The sequence below is a fragment of the Vibrio sp. SG41-7 genome, from assembly GCF_014164465.1.
GTDB lineage: Bacteria > Pseudomonadota > Gammaproteobacteria > Enterobacterales > Vibrionaceae > Vibrio > Vibrio splendidus.
Window position 1 is genome coordinate 24,571 of record NZ_JACJFF010000012.1, and the last position, 18,826, is coordinate 43,396.

General features: G+C 46.1%; 17 protein-coding genes. 5 read left to right on the top strand and 12 right to left on the bottom strand.

The features are described from left to right. Positions 1–105 precede the first annotated feature (105 nt). Both H5300_RS05120 and H5300_RS05125 read left to right on the top strand, forming a co-directional pair. The gene (locus tag H5300_RS05120) at positions 106–2,136 is read left to right on the top strand and encodes an acetoacetate--CoA ligase (RefSeq protein ID WP_182795566.1); all 2,031 of its coding nucleotides are present in this window, start codon (positions 106–108) and stop codon (positions 2,134–2,136) included. Between the two features lie 527 nt (positions 2,137–2,663). Beyond that, positions 2,664–3,593: a carbamate kinase gene (locus H5300_RS05125; protein WP_182795567.1), complete on the top strand. Its 930-nt coding sequence runs from the start codon at positions 2,664–2,666 to the stop codon at positions 3,591–3,593. Between the two features lie 235 nt (positions 3,594–3,828). Here H5300_RS05125 and maiA read toward each other — a convergent pair whose 3' ends face one another. Genes maiA through hppD form a run of 4 tightly spaced genes read right to left on the bottom strand, consistent with a single transcriptional unit; the run spans position 3,829 to position 7,843 of the window. Next, positions 3,829–4,533: a maleylacetoacetate isomerase gene (maiA, locus tag H5300_RS05130; RefSeq protein ID WP_182795568.1), complete on the bottom strand. Its 705-nt coding sequence runs from the start codon at positions 4,531–4,533 to the stop codon at positions 3,829–3,831. A 21-nt stretch (positions 4,534–4,554) separates the two neighbouring features. Further along, positions 4,555–5,592, bottom strand: coding sequence for a fumarylacetoacetate hydrolase family protein (locus H5300_RS05135; RefSeq protein WP_182795569.1), 1,038 nt, complete (start codon positions 5,590–5,592; stop codon positions 4,555–4,557). A 9-nt stretch (positions 5,593–5,601) separates the two neighbouring features. Beyond that, positions 5,602–6,777, bottom strand: a complete 1,176-nt coding sequence (locus H5300_RS05140) for a homogentisate 1,2-dioxygenase (protein ID WP_061021089.1) — start codon at positions 6,775–6,777, stop codon at positions 5,602–5,604. Then, the gene (gene hppD / locus H5300_RS05145; protein ID WP_182795570.1) at positions 6,770–7,843 is read right to left on the bottom strand and encodes a 4-hydroxyphenylpyruvate dioxygenase; all 1,074 of its coding nucleotides are present in this window, start codon (positions 7,841–7,843) and stop codon (positions 6,770–6,772) included. Before hppD ends, H5300_RS05140 begins: the two co-directional genes overlap by 8 nt. Positions 7,844–7,926: 83 nt before the next feature. Here hppD and H5300_RS27840 point away from each other — a divergent pair, with 83 nt between their 5' ends. Next, positions 7,927–8,109, top strand: a complete 183-nt coding sequence (locus H5300_RS27840; protein WP_259397555.1) for an alginate lyase family protein — start codon at positions 7,927–7,929, stop codon at positions 8,107–8,109. 94 nt (positions 8,110–8,203) lie between these two features. On the opposite strand, the gene H5300_RS05150 is transcribed toward H5300_RS27840, so the two are convergent. The 6 genes from H5300_RS05150 to H5300_RS05175 form a co-directional block, all read right to left on the bottom strand. Beyond that, positions 8,204–8,863: an HAD family phosphatase gene (locus H5300_RS05150; protein ID WP_065608276.1), complete on the bottom strand. Its 660-nt coding sequence runs from the start codon at positions 8,861–8,863 to the stop codon at positions 8,204–8,206. Position 8,864: 1 nt separating this feature from the next. Then, positions 8,865–9,884 carry an ABC transporter ATP-binding protein gene (locus H5300_RS05155; protein WP_004732593.1) on the bottom strand — a complete coding sequence of 340 codons (1,020 nt, stop codon included), beginning with the start codon at positions 9,882–9,884 and terminating at the stop codon, positions 8,865–8,867. Further along, positions 9,884–10,669 (bottom strand): ABC transporter permease, encoded by a 786-nt coding sequence (locus H5300_RS05160; protein ID WP_004732591.1) that lies wholly within the window; start codon positions 10,667–10,669, stop codon positions 9,884–9,886. Before H5300_RS05160 ends, H5300_RS05155 begins: the two co-directional genes overlap by 1 nt. Next, positions 10,669–11,562, bottom strand: coding sequence for an ABC transporter permease subunit (locus H5300_RS05165; protein ID WP_004732590.1), 894 nt, complete (start codon positions 11,560–11,562; stop codon positions 10,669–10,671). The genes H5300_RS05160 and H5300_RS05165 overlap by 1 nt, the downstream gene beginning before the upstream one ends. Then, positions 11,559–12,479: an alkaline phosphatase family protein gene (locus H5300_RS05170; protein ID WP_182795571.1), complete on the bottom strand. Its 921-nt coding sequence runs from the start codon at positions 12,477–12,479 to the stop codon at positions 11,559–11,561. Before H5300_RS05170 ends, H5300_RS05165 begins: the two co-directional genes overlap by 4 nt. A gap of 61 nt (positions 12,480–12,540) precedes the next feature. Next, entirely contained in the window at positions 12,541–13,686 is a 1,146-nt protein-coding gene (locus H5300_RS05175; RefSeq protein WP_182795572.1) for an ABC transporter substrate-binding protein, read from the bottom strand. Between the two features lie 211 nt (positions 13,687–13,897). Here H5300_RS05175 and H5300_RS05180 point away from each other — a divergent pair, with 211 nt between their 5' ends. Beyond that, positions 13,898–14,626: a UTRA domain-containing protein gene (locus H5300_RS05180; protein ID WP_182795573.1), complete on the top strand. Its 729-nt coding sequence runs from the start codon at positions 13,898–13,900 to the stop codon at positions 14,624–14,626. 136 nt (positions 14,627–14,762) lie between these two features. On the opposite strand, the gene H5300_RS05185 is transcribed toward H5300_RS05180, so the two are convergent. Next, entirely contained in the window at positions 14,763–17,192 is a 2,430-nt protein-coding gene (locus H5300_RS05185) for a response regulator (protein ID WP_182795574.1), read from the bottom strand. 88 nt (positions 17,193–17,280) lie between these two features. Between H5300_RS05185 and H5300_RS05190 the strand changes: the two genes are divergently transcribed. After that, entirely contained in the window at positions 17,281–18,039 is a 759-nt protein-coding gene (locus H5300_RS05190; protein ID WP_004732578.1) for an ABC transporter substrate-binding protein, read from the top strand. Between the two features lie 172 nt (positions 18,040–18,211). On the opposite strand, the gene H5300_RS05195 is transcribed toward H5300_RS05190, so the two are convergent. Beyond that, the gene (locus tag H5300_RS05195; RefSeq protein WP_004732576.1) at positions 18,212–18,697 is read right to left on the bottom strand and encodes an NADAR family protein; all 486 of its coding nucleotides are present in this window, start codon (positions 18,695–18,697) and stop codon (positions 18,212–18,214) included. Positions 18,698–18,826: the final 129 nt, after the last annotated feature.

Consider the following 18,826-nt stretch of genomic DNA (forward strand, 5'->3'; position numbering starts at 1 on the left):
ATTTTATTTACACAATTCCGACAACCCCTTATTTTGCTGATCTTTTGACTTTGTAAAACCTAAATACCAGACTGAAATCGTTAACTTTTTGTTAAAGGTAAAGGAATGCACGAGAGCAATAAGCCAATTTGGCAACCTAGCGACCAGCGTATCGCACACGCCAACGTAACCCGATTTATGGATAGCCTCGATCAGCAGGGCGTACTCGAGCGGGAATTGAAAAACTACGCGGAGCTTCATCAATGGTCTGTGGAACATCCCGAGTCGTTTTGGCAGAACGTGTGGCAGTTTTGTGGAATGGTGGGTTTGCAAGGAGGTGACACCAAAAATCAAGGTGAGAGCCGCTGGCAGCAGCCGAAATCAAATCGCGATGCGGTGTGGTTTCCGAATGCTCAAGTTAACTACGCCGAAAACTTGCTGCATTCAGTAAAAGCGTTGCCAAACGAACTTGCGATTTGGTTTGAGAACGAACGTGGCGAACAGCAAAGCTACACATGGCAAACCTTGTGTGAGGAAGTCTCTAGCGTTCAACAATGGCTCGTGGAATATGGCGTGCAACAAGGCGATGTGGTCGCCGCTTATACCCCTTATCTGCCGCAAACCGTGGTCGCGATGTTGGCAACCACCAGCTTAGGCGCGATTTGGACATCAACCTCGCCTGATTTTGGCGTCGAGAGTGTGATTGAGCGATTTGGCCAAGTGAAACCCAAGGTGCTGTTTACCTGTGATGGCTACACCTTCAATGGCAAAACGTTCGATATGACGGACAAGAACCGTGAAATCATTGAGCACTTAACCGAGCTAAAGCAGGTGTGTCAGATCGGTTATTTGAAACCAAGTCGTGATTTAGAGAAGAGCGGTTTAGAGAAGAACGATTTAAAGAAAAACAAAGTTGAACATGATGTGTCGATCCAAAGCTGGCACAGCATCATTAATCACTATCAGCCAAAACCTCTTCGATTCACTCGTGTGAACTTCAATGAACCACTTTTTGTACTCTACTCTTCCGGCACAACGGGCAAGCCTAAATGCATTGTGCATTCTGTTGGTGGCACTATCATCAACCACCTAAAAGAGCATCAACTTCATTGCGATGTTAAGCCAAACGATCGCGTGTTCTACTACACCACTTGTGGTTGGATGATGTGGAACTGGCATGTCTCTGCACTCGCCAGTGGGGCTTGTTTGGTCATCTTTGATGGCAGCCCGGTTTATCCGCAACCTAACGTTCTGTGGGATTTAGCGCAGCGAACTGATGTATCGACATTTGGCACCTCAGCCAAGTACCTAGAAGCGATTGAAAAAGCGGAACTCTCACCGATCGATAGCCACTCTCTGCCTCAATTAAGAACACTGTGCTCGACGGGTTCTGTGCTTTACCCAGAGCAGTTCGATTATGTCTACAAGCACATCAAACAAGACCTGCATTTAGCGTCTATTTCTGGTGGTACGGATATTTGTGGCTGTTTTGTGTTGGGTAATCCTATCTCGCCAGTGTATCGCGGCGAGTGCCAACAGGCCGGGCTTGGCGTCGACATCAAAGTGTTCAATTCGTCTGGCAACAAGGTCAACCAAGAACGTGGCGAACTGGTGTGTACAAACTCCCTACCCAACTTCCCTGTTGGCTTCTGGAATGACACCGGAGAGCGCTACCACAACACTTACTGGGACAAGTTCGATAACGTGTGGCATCACGGTGATGAAGTCGCACAGAGCGAACATGGCGGCTACCTGTTCTACGGGCGAGGCGACACCACACTCAACCCTGGTGGCGTGCGAATTGGTACTGCCGAGATCTATCAGCAAGTGAACACCATTGAGGGCATCATCGATTCCATCGCAGTCGGTAAAGATGTCGACCGCAATGAGCAGATTTGGCTGTTTGTTCAACTGCAGCAAGGTGTGATTCTAAATGAAACGCTATTGGCCGCCATCAAGAGTAAACTCAAGTCATCTTGTTCACCAAGGCATGTGCCAAGCCAGATATTTGCGATCAGCGATGTGCCAAAAACACGGTCGGGCAAGCTTGTGGAGCTAGCAGTGAAACAGGTCGTGAATGGCAAAGATGTAGAAAACCTCGGAGCAATCGCTAACGCCGAGGTCTTGGAAGAGATAAAGCGCGTTGTTTCGCTTTAGCGATTAGGCCTAGAACGTAGCAAGCTATCTCCACTTTTCACTTGGCTGTCAGATAACATCTGGAGTAAAGGCAGCCGATTGAAAACCGAATCGAAGCCACTATTTAAGCTCATGAACCCTCTCATCAGTTTTGCCCCGTACCTTTTCTAAAGATCTTAATGCGATCTGAACGTCATATTTAAAACAAAAATGTTAAATTATTCATTTTTTGGGCTGAGATAATATTCACTAAAGACGAATCATTTATACAAAAAAAGAGTCCACCACTGGATTGTATCCCAGCTTATGGATATTTAATCGAATTATAATAATTCCCGTTTCCACAGCTCTATTTCTAGTGAAATGATAATTTGATAGCTATCACATTTAGAACAGTTATTTTCCCATACTATCTCGGCATGTTAATTACTTAATAGTAATTAACAACTTAGTCATTGTTATTAATAAGCTTGAGTTTAATTATAAACAAGCGGTTAATCCCTACGTAAAATAAATAAAATCATTATTAAATGATCGGAGACATTATCATGCGCATAGTATTAGCTTTAGGCGGTAACGCTCTTTTAGCAAGAGGCCAAGCATTAACGGCTGAGAACCAACGTGAAAATATAATCAAATCAGCGGCGAGTATTGCTGCAATCGCACGCGAGCATGAGATTGTGATCGTTCATGGTAATGGCCCACAAGTAGGTTTGTTGATGGAACAAAACGCGGCTTATAGCGAATATTCGCCAGAGACTACCCCATACCCAATGGATGTACTCGGCTCTCAAACCTGTGGCATGGTGGGCTACATGTTACAACAAGAGCTAAGAAACATTGATCCTGAGTTAGACGTAGCGACGCTAGTCACGCAAACTGAAGTATGCAAAAAAGACCCTGCGTTTGCTAACCCGACTAAATTTGTTGGCCCTGTATATACAGAGCAACGAGCTAAAGAGTTAATGGCTCAAAGCACAATGCAATTTAAAGCTGATGGCGAGTACTACCGTCGCGTTGTGCCTTCTCCTATGCCAAAAAGCATTGTTGAAATTCAGCAAATTGAAACTCTTCTAGATACAGAAAACCTTGTTATCGCTTGTGGCGGCGGCGGTGTTCCCGTGAGTATTGAGCAAGGTAAGAGTACTGGCGTAGAATGCGTCATTGACAAAGATCTTACGGCTGAACTGCTGGCTGAAAAAATCCATGCCGACTTATTTATTATCTTAACCGATGGGTCGATTTTCCGTAACTATGGTGAAGAAGACCAAGCAGAAATGAAGCAAGCAACGCCTGCTGGTTTAGCAGAATTTTCATTCCCTGCTGGTTCTATGGGGCCAAAAATTGATGCCGTTTGTAAATTCGTTGAAGCTGGCTTAGGTAATGCGGCGATTGGTTCATTATTTGATTTAGATAAAATAATCACCAATGAAGCTGGCACTCTGATAACGAAAGGCGAGGGTATTGTTTATTACTAATATTATCGAGTGATAAACAATACTAATATAAATTATATTACAAGCCTCTTATTTAATTATAATGAGGCTTATTTTATTAGGACCGTTTAATGCTAGATTAGATAAATATTCATAAAATTAGAAATTAAACCTGAAAAGAATGAATACATAATATCTTTAAATATACCAAAGCATAATTATAACGTGATTTAATCCAAATAACGTTTCCAGTTTATTAAAAAACAATTCAATACGTTCACATCGGTGCATTTGCATCCGCTTGGTTCTCTGGCATCGCATCAATAAAGGCTGGTAACTGATTACACGCTTCGACAATCGAGTTGATCAGCGGATAAGGCGACATATCAACGCCAAAGCGCAGCGCGTTATACACCTGCGGCACTAAGCAAATGTCTACGATACAAGGCGAATCCGTGAGGCTGTACACCGAATCACCGTGTCTTTTTCGGTGTTTGGCCAGCTTCTCTTCTAACGCTGAAAACCCTTGGCTCATCCAGTAACGAAGCCAATCCATTTTCGCCTCTTGCTCGCACGACAATTCTCGCTCCAAATACTGCAGCACACGCAGGTTATTCAGAGGGTGGATTTCCATGGCAATATCCTGAGCCATTGCCAACGCTTGATAACGCAGCGGCACTTGCTCTGGAATGAGCGAGGTGTCTGGGCTGCTCTCACACATATAGTGTTCATCGAGATATTGAAGAATAACCAACGACTGATTGAGTTGAACTTCACCATCCACTAGCACCGGCACCAATTCACTGGCGTTGATCTCGCGATATTGTGGATCATGCTGCTCGCCGCCATTACGCACCAAATGCACCGATTTAGACCCATAGTTGAGCTGTTTTAGGTTCAATCCGATACGCACTCGATAGGCTGCAGACGAGCGCCAATAACCGTAAAGTAAAATGTTCTTGTTCACGATGCTCTCGCTCATACTGAAACCCTATTACGTGGACTATAGCACCCGATACTGGCTCACTTTTTGGTCTATCGCGCCAAAAATGGAATCACCCGCCGCATCAAACATCTCAAGCTTGATCGAGTCACCAAACGACATGAATTGAGTCGACGGTTTACCATCACGGATGGTCTCAATCATACGAACTTCAGCTATGCATGAATATCCCACACCACCTTCAGAAATCGAGGTGCCATGGTCAGTGCCTTGTTTATTAGAAACCGTGCCTGAACCTATGATCGCGCCCGCCGATAATGGTCGAGTTTTAGCTGCATGCACAACCAACTCTGCAAAATTGAAAGTCATATCTATACCGGCATTCGGACAACCAAAAGGCTGGTCGTTGTAGGTCGATATCAGCGGTAAATGTACCTTGCTGCCTTTCCACTGTTCGCCAAGCTCGTCAGGTGTGACTGCGACCGGGGAGAACGCCGAAGAAGGCTTAGACTGGAAGAAACCAAAGCCTTTCGCTAGCTCTGCCGGAATCAAGCCGCGCAGCGACACATCGTTCACCAACATTAGTAAGCGAATAGACTCGTGTGCCTGCTTAGCACTAGCGCCCATAGGCACATCTCCGGTGACAATCGCAACCTCACCTTCGAAATCGATGCCCCACTCGTCGCTAGCAAATTCGATGTTGTCACGAGGACCGATAAACGCGTCTGAGCCGCCTTGATACATTAACGGGTCAACCCAGAAGCTTTCTGGCATTTCAGCACCACGCGCCTTACGCACCAGTTCAACATGGTTTACATAAGCGCTGCCATCCGCCCATTGATAAGCGCGTGGCAGAGGCGATTCACAATACTGAGACGCAAACACTTCACTGCCTGTCACATGCCCGTTGTTTAACGAGGTGTATAACTCTTCTAACTGAGAAGCCACGCTGTCCCAGTTATCCAATGCTACCTGCATGGTTGGCGCTAGATGCATCGCATGGAAAATTTCGGTGGCAGCTACACATTGTTTAAGATCTTTACTTACGACCATCAATAGACCGTCGCGAGTGCCATTTTTCTTGGTTGCTAATTTCATCCTTGTCCCTTACTTCTTATCGTCAGCCATGGTTTGAGAACCTGTCTCTTGCAAACCCGTGTCTTGCCAACTGTAGACATATTCTTTGTTCTCAACGCTATCGAGTTCATCAGAGAACTGCAGCGCATGGCGAGTATCGATCATCACCGCGACTTCATCGGTGAACTTTTTCTTATGCGCTTGCCCAGCCTTAAAGGCTTTAGGATGAGGCCCATGAGTGAAGCCCGCCGGGTGGAAAGTCACCATACCCGCTTCAATATTATCGCGGCTAAAGAAGTCACCTGCGTGATAGAACAGCACTTCGTCATAATCGTCATTGTTGTGGTAGAACGGCACTTTCAATGCACCTGGATCGCTCTCAATCGGGCGCGGTACAAAGGTGCACACCACAAAGCCTGCGCCAACAAACGTCGTATGCGCAGAAGGTGGCAAGTGGTAGCGATGTGACATCAGCGGTCTGATATCTCGCCAATTCACTTTCACTACCGCTAAGTCGCCATGCCAGCCAATTGCATCCAATGGATTGAACGGATAGGTGATCACACTGACTTTGTCGTGACGTTTTACCTGAACCTGAGTCTGGCTTTCTGAATACTGAGCGCGGAATTGATCGTTGATTGAAGGGATGTCGAGCACCGCCGGATCAAACACCGCGTGATTACCGACCATGCCTTTCTCTGGCAAGGAGTAAGCCGCGTCTGTGTTCTCAATCATCAAGATAAACATCGGCTCGCTTGGCTCTAAACGCCAGTTGGTCGAGCGCGGGATCATCACGTAATCCCCTTCACTCACCTCTAGATGACCATAGTCACAATAGAGATCGGCGCTGCCTTGATGAATGAACAGCAGCTCATCACCATCAGAATTACGCACCAAGAAATCCATCTTCTCATCCATTCGCCACACGCGGATTTTGCAGTCCGCATTGTGTAAAAGATGAGGCACCGCCCAAGGGGTTATCTGGCTGGCTTTTTCCACCAGCGTAAAATCAAAAGCGCGAGGACGTAAGTCGCCCTCCCACTCCGACCAACCTGTTGGGGCATGTTGGTGATGAAAGTGAGCAGCAGGGCCGAAGAAACCACTTCGGCCGGCTTCTCGCTCATAGATTGCCTCTTCGGGGAAGTCGGCGTGCGCTTGTTTAGAGCACACCCCCTCCCGATGAGGAAACGAGATCCATTTATGCATCGTCTAATACTCCTCGACGAATCTGGTCCTCTTCAATCGATTCAAACAGCGCCTTGAAGTTACCTTCGCCAAAGCCTTCGTTGCCTTTACGCTGAATGATTTCAAAGAACACAGGCCCGATTACCGTCTGTGTGAAAATTTGCAGCAAGATGCCGTCTTTGGTCGGCGCGCCATCAATCAGAACGCGTAGGTCACGCAGCAAATCGGTATCTTCCCCGTGGCCTTTCACACGATCGTCAACTTTCTCATAGTAGGTGTCAGGAGTTGGCATAAAGTCCATACCGCGATCACGCAGGGTTTTCACCGTTTTGTAGATGTCATCCGTAGCGAGTGCGATATGTTGGATGCCTTCGCCGTTGTATTCGCGAATGAACTCTTCGATTTGTGATTTGTCGTCTGAAGACTCATTGATTGGGATGCGAATCTTGCCACATGGTGAGGTCATGGCGCGGCTCACAAGGCCTGTCAGCTTACCTTCGATATCGAAGTAGCGAATCTCACGGAAGTTACCGATACGCTCATAAAAACCAGACCACAGATCCATATTGCCTTGTTTCACGTTGTGCGTGAGGTGATCGATTTCATACAAGTCAACATTGGCTTCGGCCATGCGCTGTTCCGCATCGTCATAGAATCGGAAATCGACATCGTAGATGCTCTGCTTGCCATAACGATCCACAAAATAGAGCAGGCTTTCACCGATGCCGTAAATGGCAGGAATGCTCAGCTCCATCGGCCCTATTTCTGTTTTGTACTCCTCACCACCGCCCTTGAATGCTTGCTCCATTGCAGCTGTCGCTTCGTTGACACGAAAAGCCATGCCGCACACCGATGGCCCATGCACCTTGGCGAACGCTTCCGCTTGGCTGTGCGGCTGTTCATTAACGATGAAGTTGATGTCACCTTGTCGATACAGCCAAGCCTCTTTTGAGCGATGCTTGGCGACCTCAGCAAAACCAAGTGACACAAACAGTGCTTTAAGTTGCTCAATTCCCTTGTGGTCAACGGCCGTGTATTCAACAAACTCGAATCCATCCGTACCAAGCGGGTTGTATGTATCCACCATGAACTTTCTCCTTGTACCTATTGGTTTTGTATTACGTGGTTTTTGTCCTTAATTAAATTTGGCCCACAAGCGGAAATAATGGAATGAATGGAAGGAAATGGGCAATAACGCTAAAAACCCGTCAAATTGTAAAATATTTGTTACACACAAACCCTCACGACAGGAAAGTGAGTGCTATCAAGGGATTGAAAGATGGTGGTTTGATTTACAGCAGAGTAATAGATGTTATTGAATTGTTACATACGTACTTTTATCAGCTAAGGTGATAAATCGAATATTAGACTGATGATACAAAAAAGCCGCTGTCGTCAGCGGCTTGATGAGTCCTAAAATGAACATGACACGAATCAAAGAACGGCGTTAATCCCAGTTGAGAATCGACCAGTTCGGTTGATCGGCTAACGCTTTTAAACGCGGACATGGGTTCACCAGATAGGCAAAATCGGCGTGTTCACACAAAGGTAAGTCGTTGATTGAATCCGTATAAAAGTGAATGTCTGAGTAGTTAGTTTCTTGATTGTCTAACCACTCTTTTAAACGCGTCACTTTGCCTTCACGATAGCTTGGTACGCCTGATATTTGAGACGTAAAACGGCCTTGGTTTTCAATCAAATCAATACCGAGTGCATTCTCGATACCAATCTTACGACCCACCGCTTCCACTAAGAAAGTCACGCTGGCAGAGATGATCAACATATCGATATCATCATTCTCAAGCTGCTCAATCAAAGGTTTCGACTGCTTGAACTGTTTAGGCAAAATATGCTGTTCAACACACTCTTCGACCAATGCTGTGACTTGCTCTATTGGCATGTCCGCGAGTGGCTGCATAGCGAACGTGAGGTAATCTTCCATGTTCAATTTGCCTTCCGAATACAAGCCCATTAAGCGCTTATCTTCTTCAATAAAGTTGGGCGCGGTGACAATGCCCTTTTCAACCAAGAACTCATTCCAAAGCATTGCTGCATCAGCATTGATCAGCGTTTCATCCATATCAAATACATACAAAGGTTTGAACATCTTAGGCTCTCACTGGTTGAATTTCGTTAAGGTTAAACAGGAGTTCAAGTTGGCTGCCGTTTGCCAACAGTCGCTCAGAGGAACGGTTTAACAAGTCGACCGTTAATTCACATTCATCAACGTCCACTTGGTATCGAATCACGTTACCCAGCAGCTGGTGGTTGCGAATGGTGCCCGTTTTCGGCGCGGAGATATGCTCGCCATACTGTCGGCCTTGCTCTTTAACGTAGATAGATTCAGGACGAATCGCCACCTTCCACTCGGTTTCAATGTTGAAAAGTTGCTTGGCCTTGTTCGCTTGCACCAAATTGTAATGCCCCATGAACCCTGCCACGAACTCATTGGCTGGCTGAGTGTAGATCTCTTCGGGTGTGCCTGCTTGCACGATCTCGCCTTTGTTCATCAAGAAGATACGGTCAGACATGATCATCGCTTCTTCTTGATCATGAGTCACGAAGATCGTGGTCAGGTTCATCTCTTTCTGAATATCTCGGATCTGTTGGCGTAGGTGCTTTCGGATCTTCGCATCCAGCGCCGAAAGCGGTTCATCGAGCAATAGAATACGCGGCTTCACTACCAAGGCTCTTGCCAAAGCGACACGCTGACGCTGACCGCCCGATAGCTGATGCGGGTAGAACTTCTCTTTGCCCGTTAAGTCCACCAGCCCAATCACTTTCGCGACCTCACGCTTAATCTCGTCAGCAGCAAGCTTTTTCATCTTGAGACCAAACGCAATGTTGCCTTCAACCGTCATGTTCGGGAAAAGCGCATAAGATTGAAACACCATGCCGATACCACGCTGTTGTGGCACTTGGTGAGTAATCTCTTCACCGTTCACCCAGATCTCGCCACCATCAACAGGATTCAGGCCAGCCAAGCTGCGCAACAGAGTCGATTTACCACAGCCACTCGGGCCAAGCAGAGTAATGAATTCGCCCTTCTCGATGGAAAATTCAATGTCTTCAAATACCGTGTTGTCACCAAAACGCTTGGTGAGGTTTTTCGCATTTACATAGCTCATTATTTTGTTCCCTGGCTGAAACGACTTGCCAACCAAGTCAGTAAGAAAATAAACAGGAAGTACGTCATCACTAGGGCTGACGTGAAGTGGCCGCTGGTTTGACGCATATTGTATAGGTAGATTTGCAATGTCTCGTAGCGTGTTCCAACCAAGATGTTGGCGAACACGAACTCGCCCAATAGGAACGAGAACGACAAGAACAGTGACGCCATTAAGCCTTTCTTAAGGTTTGGCAGAATAATCAATAAGAACGCCTTGGTGGTACTTGCGCCAAGCAGATGTGCCGCGTCCATCAAGTCATGCAAGTTGATTGCTTCAAAGCTGTTGGCAATCGCACGATACATGAATGGCAGTGCGATGGTGAAGTAGGTGCCAATCAAAATCCACGGCGTGCCTATCAGTGAGATTTCACTGTCTGCATACAATTGAAGTAAACCAACCGATGACACTACTGGTGGTACAGCGAATGGCAATAAGATCAGGATATTCATTACCTTGTCGAGTTTCGGGAAATAGTAAAACACCACGAAAATCGCAGGCAGAACCAACACCACACTCAATGACAGCGCTGCCACACAGATAAACAGTGAGCGACCAAAGGCTTGCAAGAAGCGAGGATCCGTCAGCAGGTTGATGTACCAATCTAACGTGAAGCCATCCGGCAGGATAGTGGCGCCCCAACGCGAGGAGATCGAGTAGATAAAGGTCGCTAAGATCGGAATCATCATGATGCCGACAATCGAATAGACAACCGTTTTATGAAAGCGAGTATTTACGGTGTTCATTACTTTCTCTTCCCTGCGTAGCTTTTACTGATCAGCCATTGGTTAATCACGGTGATGAAGGCCAGCATCGCCATCAGAATCACGGAAATTGCAGCAGCCAGGTTTGGTTCTAGGAACAGGTCGCCCGATACCAAGCTCGCAATTCGAATCGTAATCACGTTGTAGTTGCCCGAGGTCAACGCATACACACTCGCATAGGCGCCAATCGCGTTGGCAATCAAGATGATGAAGGTGCCGAACAAGGCAGGCGACAACACAGGCAGTGCTATTTTGGTCCAGTATTGCCAAGTTTTCGCGCCAAGCAATGCCGAAGCGGCTTGCCAGTCGTCACTCAAGGCATCGAACGCTGGATACAGCAACAACACCGCTAATGGGATCTGGAAGTAGATGTAAATCGCCAGCAAACCCCACTTGCCGTACAAGTCAAAATCGCCCAGTAAACCGTACTGCTTAAGCAATAAGGTGATCGCACCATTAGTACCAAGGATGATGATGAAGGCGAACGACAAAGGCACACCAGAGAAGTTGCTGCTCATGTTGGTAAACGCGATCACCGCATCGCGGATTTTAGAATCAACACGGCGCAATGAAGAGACCAACAGAGTCGCAATCGCCAAGCCAACAATGCTCGACCAAATCGACAACCATAAACTGTTGCCAAAAGCCTGCATCATGAAAGCAGAATCGAATATTTCAGAATAGTTTTCGAGAGAGAGCTCATCGTCATAGAAGAAGCTGTTGATCAGCACCCAAACCATAGGTGCCAGTTGGAACAGGTAGAAGAACAGCGCGAAAGGCGCAAGCCACAAAGCGGGCTTGAAACGTTGAAACAAAGATTTGGTTTTGGGTTTAAGCGCAGAGCCATCGCTCTGCGTGATTACAGAACTGCTCATAGGGCCAACAATTCCTGAGTGTAAGATTTATCGTGTTCAAGGTTGAGTAACTGACAGACGCTGCCGCAGATATCGGTCTGTTTCACTGAACATTCTTGGTGTGTAAACTTATCGCCAATCACAAAGAAAGGCACTTCACGCTCTTCAGGCAGAATGCCACCATGAGACAAGTCATTGTTCATGCCATGGTCACTGGTGATGATCACCTGATAACCATCATTTACCCATTTCTCAAGGTAATTTGATAGGTAGATATCCGCGCCACGTGCACTATTGCGGTACTGGCGAGAATCCAACCCATGCTTATGTCCCATGTCGTCAATGTTCATTGGGTGAATCAGCAAAAAATCAGGCTGATGAGTCACGCGCAGGTGCTCAGCATCCAAGAACAAGGCTTCATCTGGGTAGTGATCCCAGTGGTAGAAACAGCCGTGTTGGATGTTCATGCTTTCATCGTTAGTGAAACGGTCGCGTACAGCATCAAATGGCGCTCGGTTATATAACTCGCTCACCCAATGGTAAGCCGCAGCTGCCGTCACTTTGCTCTGCGACTTCGCCAAGCTAAAGATCGACTCGTGATTCGACAAACGCACGATTTGGTTGTTGACGATGCCACTCTCGACAGGGCGAACACCGGTCAGGATGCACTCATACAGTGGACGTGACATAGACGGCAGTTCGCACTGCACAGGGTAAAGCGTGGCGCGCAGCTTATTTTTTTGCGTGCTCTGCGAAGTACTCTGTTTATTGTACGAATCGCTCTGTTTATTGTACGAATCGCTCTGTTCATTGTGCGAATCGCCCTGTTTTGTCTGCATATCACTTAGTTCTAGAAGACCGTTCAGGTAGCCCATGCAATCACGGGCTACCTGATAGTTCAGTCCATCTAGAACAACAAGGATAACCTTATTGCTCATGGTCTAATCTCTATTGCTTGTTTCTATAAGCCACCCGTTACAGGTGGCGTGTTAAGCGGGGTTATTGCTGGTGAATCAATACGCTTTCTTGCCATTGACGTGGTAGGCGACGTGCTGATTTTTCCCATGCTGAGAAGTCAGTCACTGGGTGAACGTTGCTGTATTCATCGTTTGAGATCAGCTTGTCTTGTATTGATTGAGGTAGCGTAATGTTGCTTCGGATTGGACGTGCGTAACCTTCTGCTAGGTTGATTTGGCCTTGGTCGCTGAAGATGTATTCACGAGCCAACTTCGCCGCGTTCGGGTTTTGTGCGTATTTGTTAATGATGGTGGTGTAACCAGAAATCACTGAGCCATCTTGTGGAATGCTGACGGTAAAGCGCTCACGGTCGATCTTATCGCGGTAGTTCAGTGCGTTGAAGTCCCACATGATTGCCACTTCCACTTCGCCTTTTTCAAGATTCGCGATGCTTGGGTCGGTGTAAGACAGACGGCCTTGCTTCGCTAGCTCACCAAAGAATTTAATCGCCGGTTTTAGGTTTGACTCGTCACCGCCATTAGCAAATGCTGCCGCTAGAATTGCGTTGTTTGCTTGTGCTGCTACGCCTACGTCACCGACTGTGACTTTGTAGTCGCCTTCTAGTAGGTCACTCCAAGATTTTGGGGCATCTTCAACAAGGTTGTTGTTTGAAATGAACGAGATAGTACCTGTGTAAGCCAGAGCCCAGTGACCATCTTTGTCTTTCGCCCAATCTGGAATGTCATTCCAAGTGGTTGGTTTGTATGGTTGCGTTACGTCTTTCTGCACAGCGACACGTGCAAAGGCTAAACCAACATCACCGATATCTGCAGTTGCGTTTCTTTTCTCTGCTTCAAATTTAGAGATCTCTTGTGCCGAGCTCATGTCCGTATCCTGATGCTTCAAACCGTAATTTGCTTTCAGGTCAGTCCATGTGCCTTTCCAGTTTGCCCAACTGTCTGGCATACCCACACTGTAAACCGCCCCCTCTTTTTGAGCGGCTTCAATCAGTGACGCAAGATCAGCATCCTTCGCCATAGCTGGCATTGAAAGTGTAGCCGTTATTCCTGTTACACCAATCAATTTAACGGTTGCACCTAACAGTTTTGCAGGTGAACCTATTAATTTTTCAGGTAAACCACTCAGTTTGGCTGGCGATACAGTTGAACGGCTAAGCAAAGTTTTCATTGTCTCTATCCCTCTGGACTAGGTCAGTAAGTTCGTTTTGTATGCTATCGCCAGAGTGTGACGCTTTCGCGCAAGTTATTTGACAGTTTGGATGCATTTTCGTGGCAGTTATATTTCACTCATATGACAGTAAGCCATTGTTAACTGTCATATTCCTGTTAACTCCGTGGTTTACCTTATTGAGCACACGAACTTATGGACTAGATCAGTAATGAGAACATTGGGTACAGGGCAATCAGGGACACAACTAGGCAGAATTAAGACAAGCATTAGAGAACAGCTTCAATCAGGCATCTTCACCGAGGGGCAAAAACTGCCATCCGAAAGAGAGCTCAGCGAGCTGTTTTCCACCACACGAATCACGCTCAAAGATGCGTTGGTGTCTCTGGAAACCGAAGGTTTGATATACCGAGAAGAGCGCCGTGGCTGGTATGTGTCACCCGAACGTGTTCGCTATAACCCATTGTCACGTTCTCACTTTCATCAAATGATCCGCGAACAACACCGCATAGCAGAAACCAGACTGCTCAGCACCCGTACAGAGATGGCCGCGGGCGATTACGCCAAAGCATTAGAAATAGAACAGATAACCCCGATACACGTGATTGAGCGATTACGCTTTATTGATGGCAGAGCGGTGCTGTTTGTTGAAAACGTCTTAAAAGCGCCGTTGTTTGAGAAGGTGTTGTCAGAAAACCTCACCATGTCGCTGACAGGCATCTACCGAGAAAAATACGGCTACGAGACCAAACGCTCGCGCTTTGATGTGATACCCACCTCTGCCCCTGCGCATGTCGCCAAGGCATTAAATTTGGCAGAAGGGCAGCCTGTTCTTAAGATCTGCCGAGTGAACTACAAACAGGACGGTGAACTAATGGATTGCGAGTTGGAATACTGGCGACCCGATTCTGTAGTGATTCATATTGATAGTATTGATTAGCGTCACGTAACCATTTGCCTAGGTTTAGGTTTAGGCTTAGGCTTAGGCTTAGGAAGAAAAATCGAGCACATACAAAAACTCCGACTGATTTAGTCGGAGTTTTTATTTTCAACGGTTACGTTTAATGAGGCACTAACTAAACAATCTTTTGCTCATCTTCTTCTTTGGTCGAATCGGTTTCTTTAGATAAAAAACTGGCAACGATCTCTCTCAGCTTTCCTTGATTAACCGGTTTTGGTAAAAACTCATCCATACCCACATCAAAACATAGGTGCTTGTCTCGCTGTACGACGTTGGCCGTGAGTGCGACGATTGGAATATGTTGTGAAGAGCCCTCTTCTAACGCTCGGATCTGTTTAGTGGCTTCGAAGCCATCAAGAACCGGCATCTGGCAATCCATAAAAATCATCTCGTATTCGTTGGCCTGGAATTTCTCGACACCAATCTCACCGTTATCGGCAATATCAACCTCAAAGCCAAGCTTCTTGAGCATCATCTTGGCAACTTGCTGGTTTACTCGAGAGTCTTCAACGACCAATACTTTGCCACTAAACGAAGCGGCCACTGGTTTTGGCTCTTCTTTGATTGGAGCTTGTTTGTCTGTTTGTGTGGTTGTGACAGAAGCCGTTGGTGTAGCTTCAACAGACCTCGTTGGTTTGGTTAATGGTACTGGTTCATTGTCTTTGAACGCGACCTCACCTCTGTTTGGATAGGTAAAGTTTGAGGTATCCGCTGCTCTCGCGAGAACTTCACTCAACGTCCATTTAAGTTGGTTATCTTGATAAGGGCGAGCTATGTAGGCAACAAAACCCACTTGTTTAGCGCGCGCTTCATCTTGCTTGCGTGGGTCGGCAGAGATCATCACCAGCTTAGGACACGCTTTGTCAAAACGCTCAATCAAACTTCTTGCTAACTGGAATCCATCAATAGACGGCATCACTTTATCAATCAGCACCAGATCATAAGGCGATGACTTCGCCACAGACTCCGAAACAAGCTCTAACGCTTGGGTGGCGGTTTCACAACACTCTGACTTAACGCCGAATGATTGAAGCTGTATTGAGGTAATACGCATATTCAGCTGACTATCATCAACCAGAAGCACCGAGACTTTATTAAAATCGATATTGCTTTCGTCAACGTCCAGGCTCGGGTCAAAGTCAGCGGTAAAGTAGAATGTACTCCCCTTGCCTACGACACTGGTTAGCTCAAGCTTGCTGCCCATTAAGGTCACGATCTTATCGCATATCGTTAGACCAAGCCCGGTGCCTCCGTAAATACGGGTGGTGCTGCCGTCGGCTTGTTGAAACTTATCGAACACCGATTGTTGCTTGTCTTCAGCAATACCAATACCACTGTCAGTCACCTCAAATTTCACTCTGAGCTTTTGTTCTGGTTCTATGACTTCTTCCAAGCGAAGTGAGAGTGTGACATGACCATGCTCGGTAAATTTGATGGCGTTGCCGACCAGGTTATTCAGCACTTGTCTTAGCTGGGTGCCATCGCCAATCACCATGGTTGGGATCTTAGGATCAATCGCCAGTTGGAATCTGAGCCCTTTCTGCTCGGCTTTAACTCTAAACGTCGATTCAACATCGGCAGCAATACCCATCATCTTCATTGGTTCTTGTTGCAGTTCTAGACGACCCGCTTCTATCTTCGAGTAGTCGAGAATGTCATTGATTAAGTCGAGTAGAGTAAGCGAAGAGGTATTGAGCATATCGACATACTCTTTTTGCTCTTTCGGCATATCCATTTCAGAGAGCAGAGACGACAGTCCGATAATCCCGTTCATCGGGGTGCGGATCTCGTGGCTCATGTTGGCAAGAAATTCACTTTTGTTGCGGTTGGCAACCTCAGCGACATCTTTGGCTTTTTCCAGTTCTTGGTATTGTTGACGAATACGTTCAACCGACTGGTTATAGCTACTCTCTAGTGTCGAGATCTCGTCTTTGTAAGTAGAATCGGTTGGCGTTATGAAGCGTGGTTTGTTGTCTTCGACCTGTTGCTGGTTGATCTGGGAAGACATAGTCATTAAGCGTTTGACCACAAGGCGATAGACGATCGTTAAACAAACCAGAGACAATAAGAAGATTTTAACGGCTTCGAAGGCGAGCAATAGTAGAACTCGTTCTTCAAAGTCGTTGAGGATCATGCTCAAATCAGATTGCACCGTGAGCGTCGCTAATGGGAAATCTGTCCCCCCCATCTGGTGCACCATTTCCCAAGACTGGGAATAAGACTGACCTGAGGTCTTTTGACCTAATTCTAGAATTTTTTCATCGGGACTTTCGATAAGAAGGTAACTAACCGAAGGTAGGCGGGAGATACCTTCGGCTTGCACAAACAGTTGCTCTCGATCTTCAACCCACAAACTGGACGTTAAACCCGAAAGATAGCCTGCCTTAACCTGTTCGATCTGAGAACTGATAAAAGAAACTCGACTTTGGTACTCCACATACAACCCTAGACCTGTCACTATAACTGTGAATAAGGTGCTGATTGCTATGATAGTCCCGATCAACTGTCGGGAGAGTCCAATATAGCGTTTTCCTTTTGTCACCATACACAAATTACCATTATTGTTATCCTAGCAAACTACAATTACTCAACTAGTATAATAGTAGTCATTCATCAAATAACTAGGGAAGGTTATGAAAAAACATCTTATATTTGCATCCATAGTCAGTTTGTTTTCAAGCAGTTATGCTTTTGCAAGCGAACCTGTTCACTACTACATTATTGCGAGCCAAGCGCAACCTTTTCAGATCGAAACTGACGGGTCATCTCACAGAGGAATGGTTTCGGATATTGTTGAGGCCGTATTTGATGACAGCCAATACGAGATCGATTACCACACCTACCCTTTCAACCGCATGATTGACAAGCTCGACGCGAGAGAGAATCCAAACTGGGTAACCTACGGCAGTCCTAGTTGGGGAAATATCCAATCTGTAAACCTGTCTAAAGATCCGATTTACAATGTAAAACACGTGTTACTCAGTAGCGGTAAGGAACCATTTGAGTTCAATACTATCGACGATTTAGACGGAAAAGCGGTGGTCTTGCTGGTGGGGTTCGAATATCCAAACCTAGAGCCTTACATCAAACAAGGTAAGCTCAACGAGATTCGAGTTAAAGATTACAGCGCGGCTTTTCGTGTATTAAACCGAACGCCTGGTGATACCGTTTTTGTTGAGATGGAATCGAGAATCAAATACAACCTAAACGAGCAAAAGTTAAGTATTGATGATTACCAGATGCAAGAGTTTGGTTCAGTGATCAATAACTACCCTATCCATTTGGCGTTTGACCCTGAGATGGATCCTAAGCTGCAAAGCTTCATCAACCAACGTCTCGACCAAATGAAAGACGATGGTCAGCTCGATGACATCGTGCAAGGGTACTTATAGATCCTTCGTTTATCTGTAATAGCGCCTAGTTGACGTTGTAGAGCACTTTTCTACTCTTAGTCACCTTAGCTCGACTTGCAACGAAAAGGCCGCTCTGCTTAATACTAAATTGCAGAGCGGCCTTTAAAATTTAACGTTTAGGGAAACTATCTTTGAACTTGTACTCGATAGGTTAGTGCGAAGCAATCAAATGTAGTTGTTGATTACGAAGCTGTTGTCGCACCGCCATCAAAATTTCACCTAAACGGTTCTCACCAGTTCCATCACCACCATCGCCCCAAAAATGGTCTTTATGAGAATGCTCTTTGATCACCGAATCTCCGGTGTTAGTCAGAAACAGCGCAAACTGCGGGTTCTGTCTGAACTTCTCAGTCACAATGAACTGCATCACTTCAACACGAATGTCATACCAATCTTCTCGAACTTGGTCTTCATAATCACGACTTAAAGAGAACGCTTCAGCAGGGGTACTGGCTTCCAAAATAGTATTGCGTAACGCTTCAGAAGCAAATTTCATCGCTTGATAATAATGTTCGCTGGTTGCCCAAACTTGATCGTTAACCTTAATGGGACAAGCTGCAAAATTTGACAGGTATCCGTTTGGATCTTCAGGTTCATAAAACAGCACTTCTTTGGCTTTCGCCACAGAATTAGACATAGCCTTCTCCTTACCAACGACATCTCATATTTTTGCTTTAACTTTAAAATTAGTGGCGTTGCATATTACTGTCAAACAACTTAGTTCAAGAGTATGCCATGAGCATGTTTTTAGTCGGGAACAAGTAAT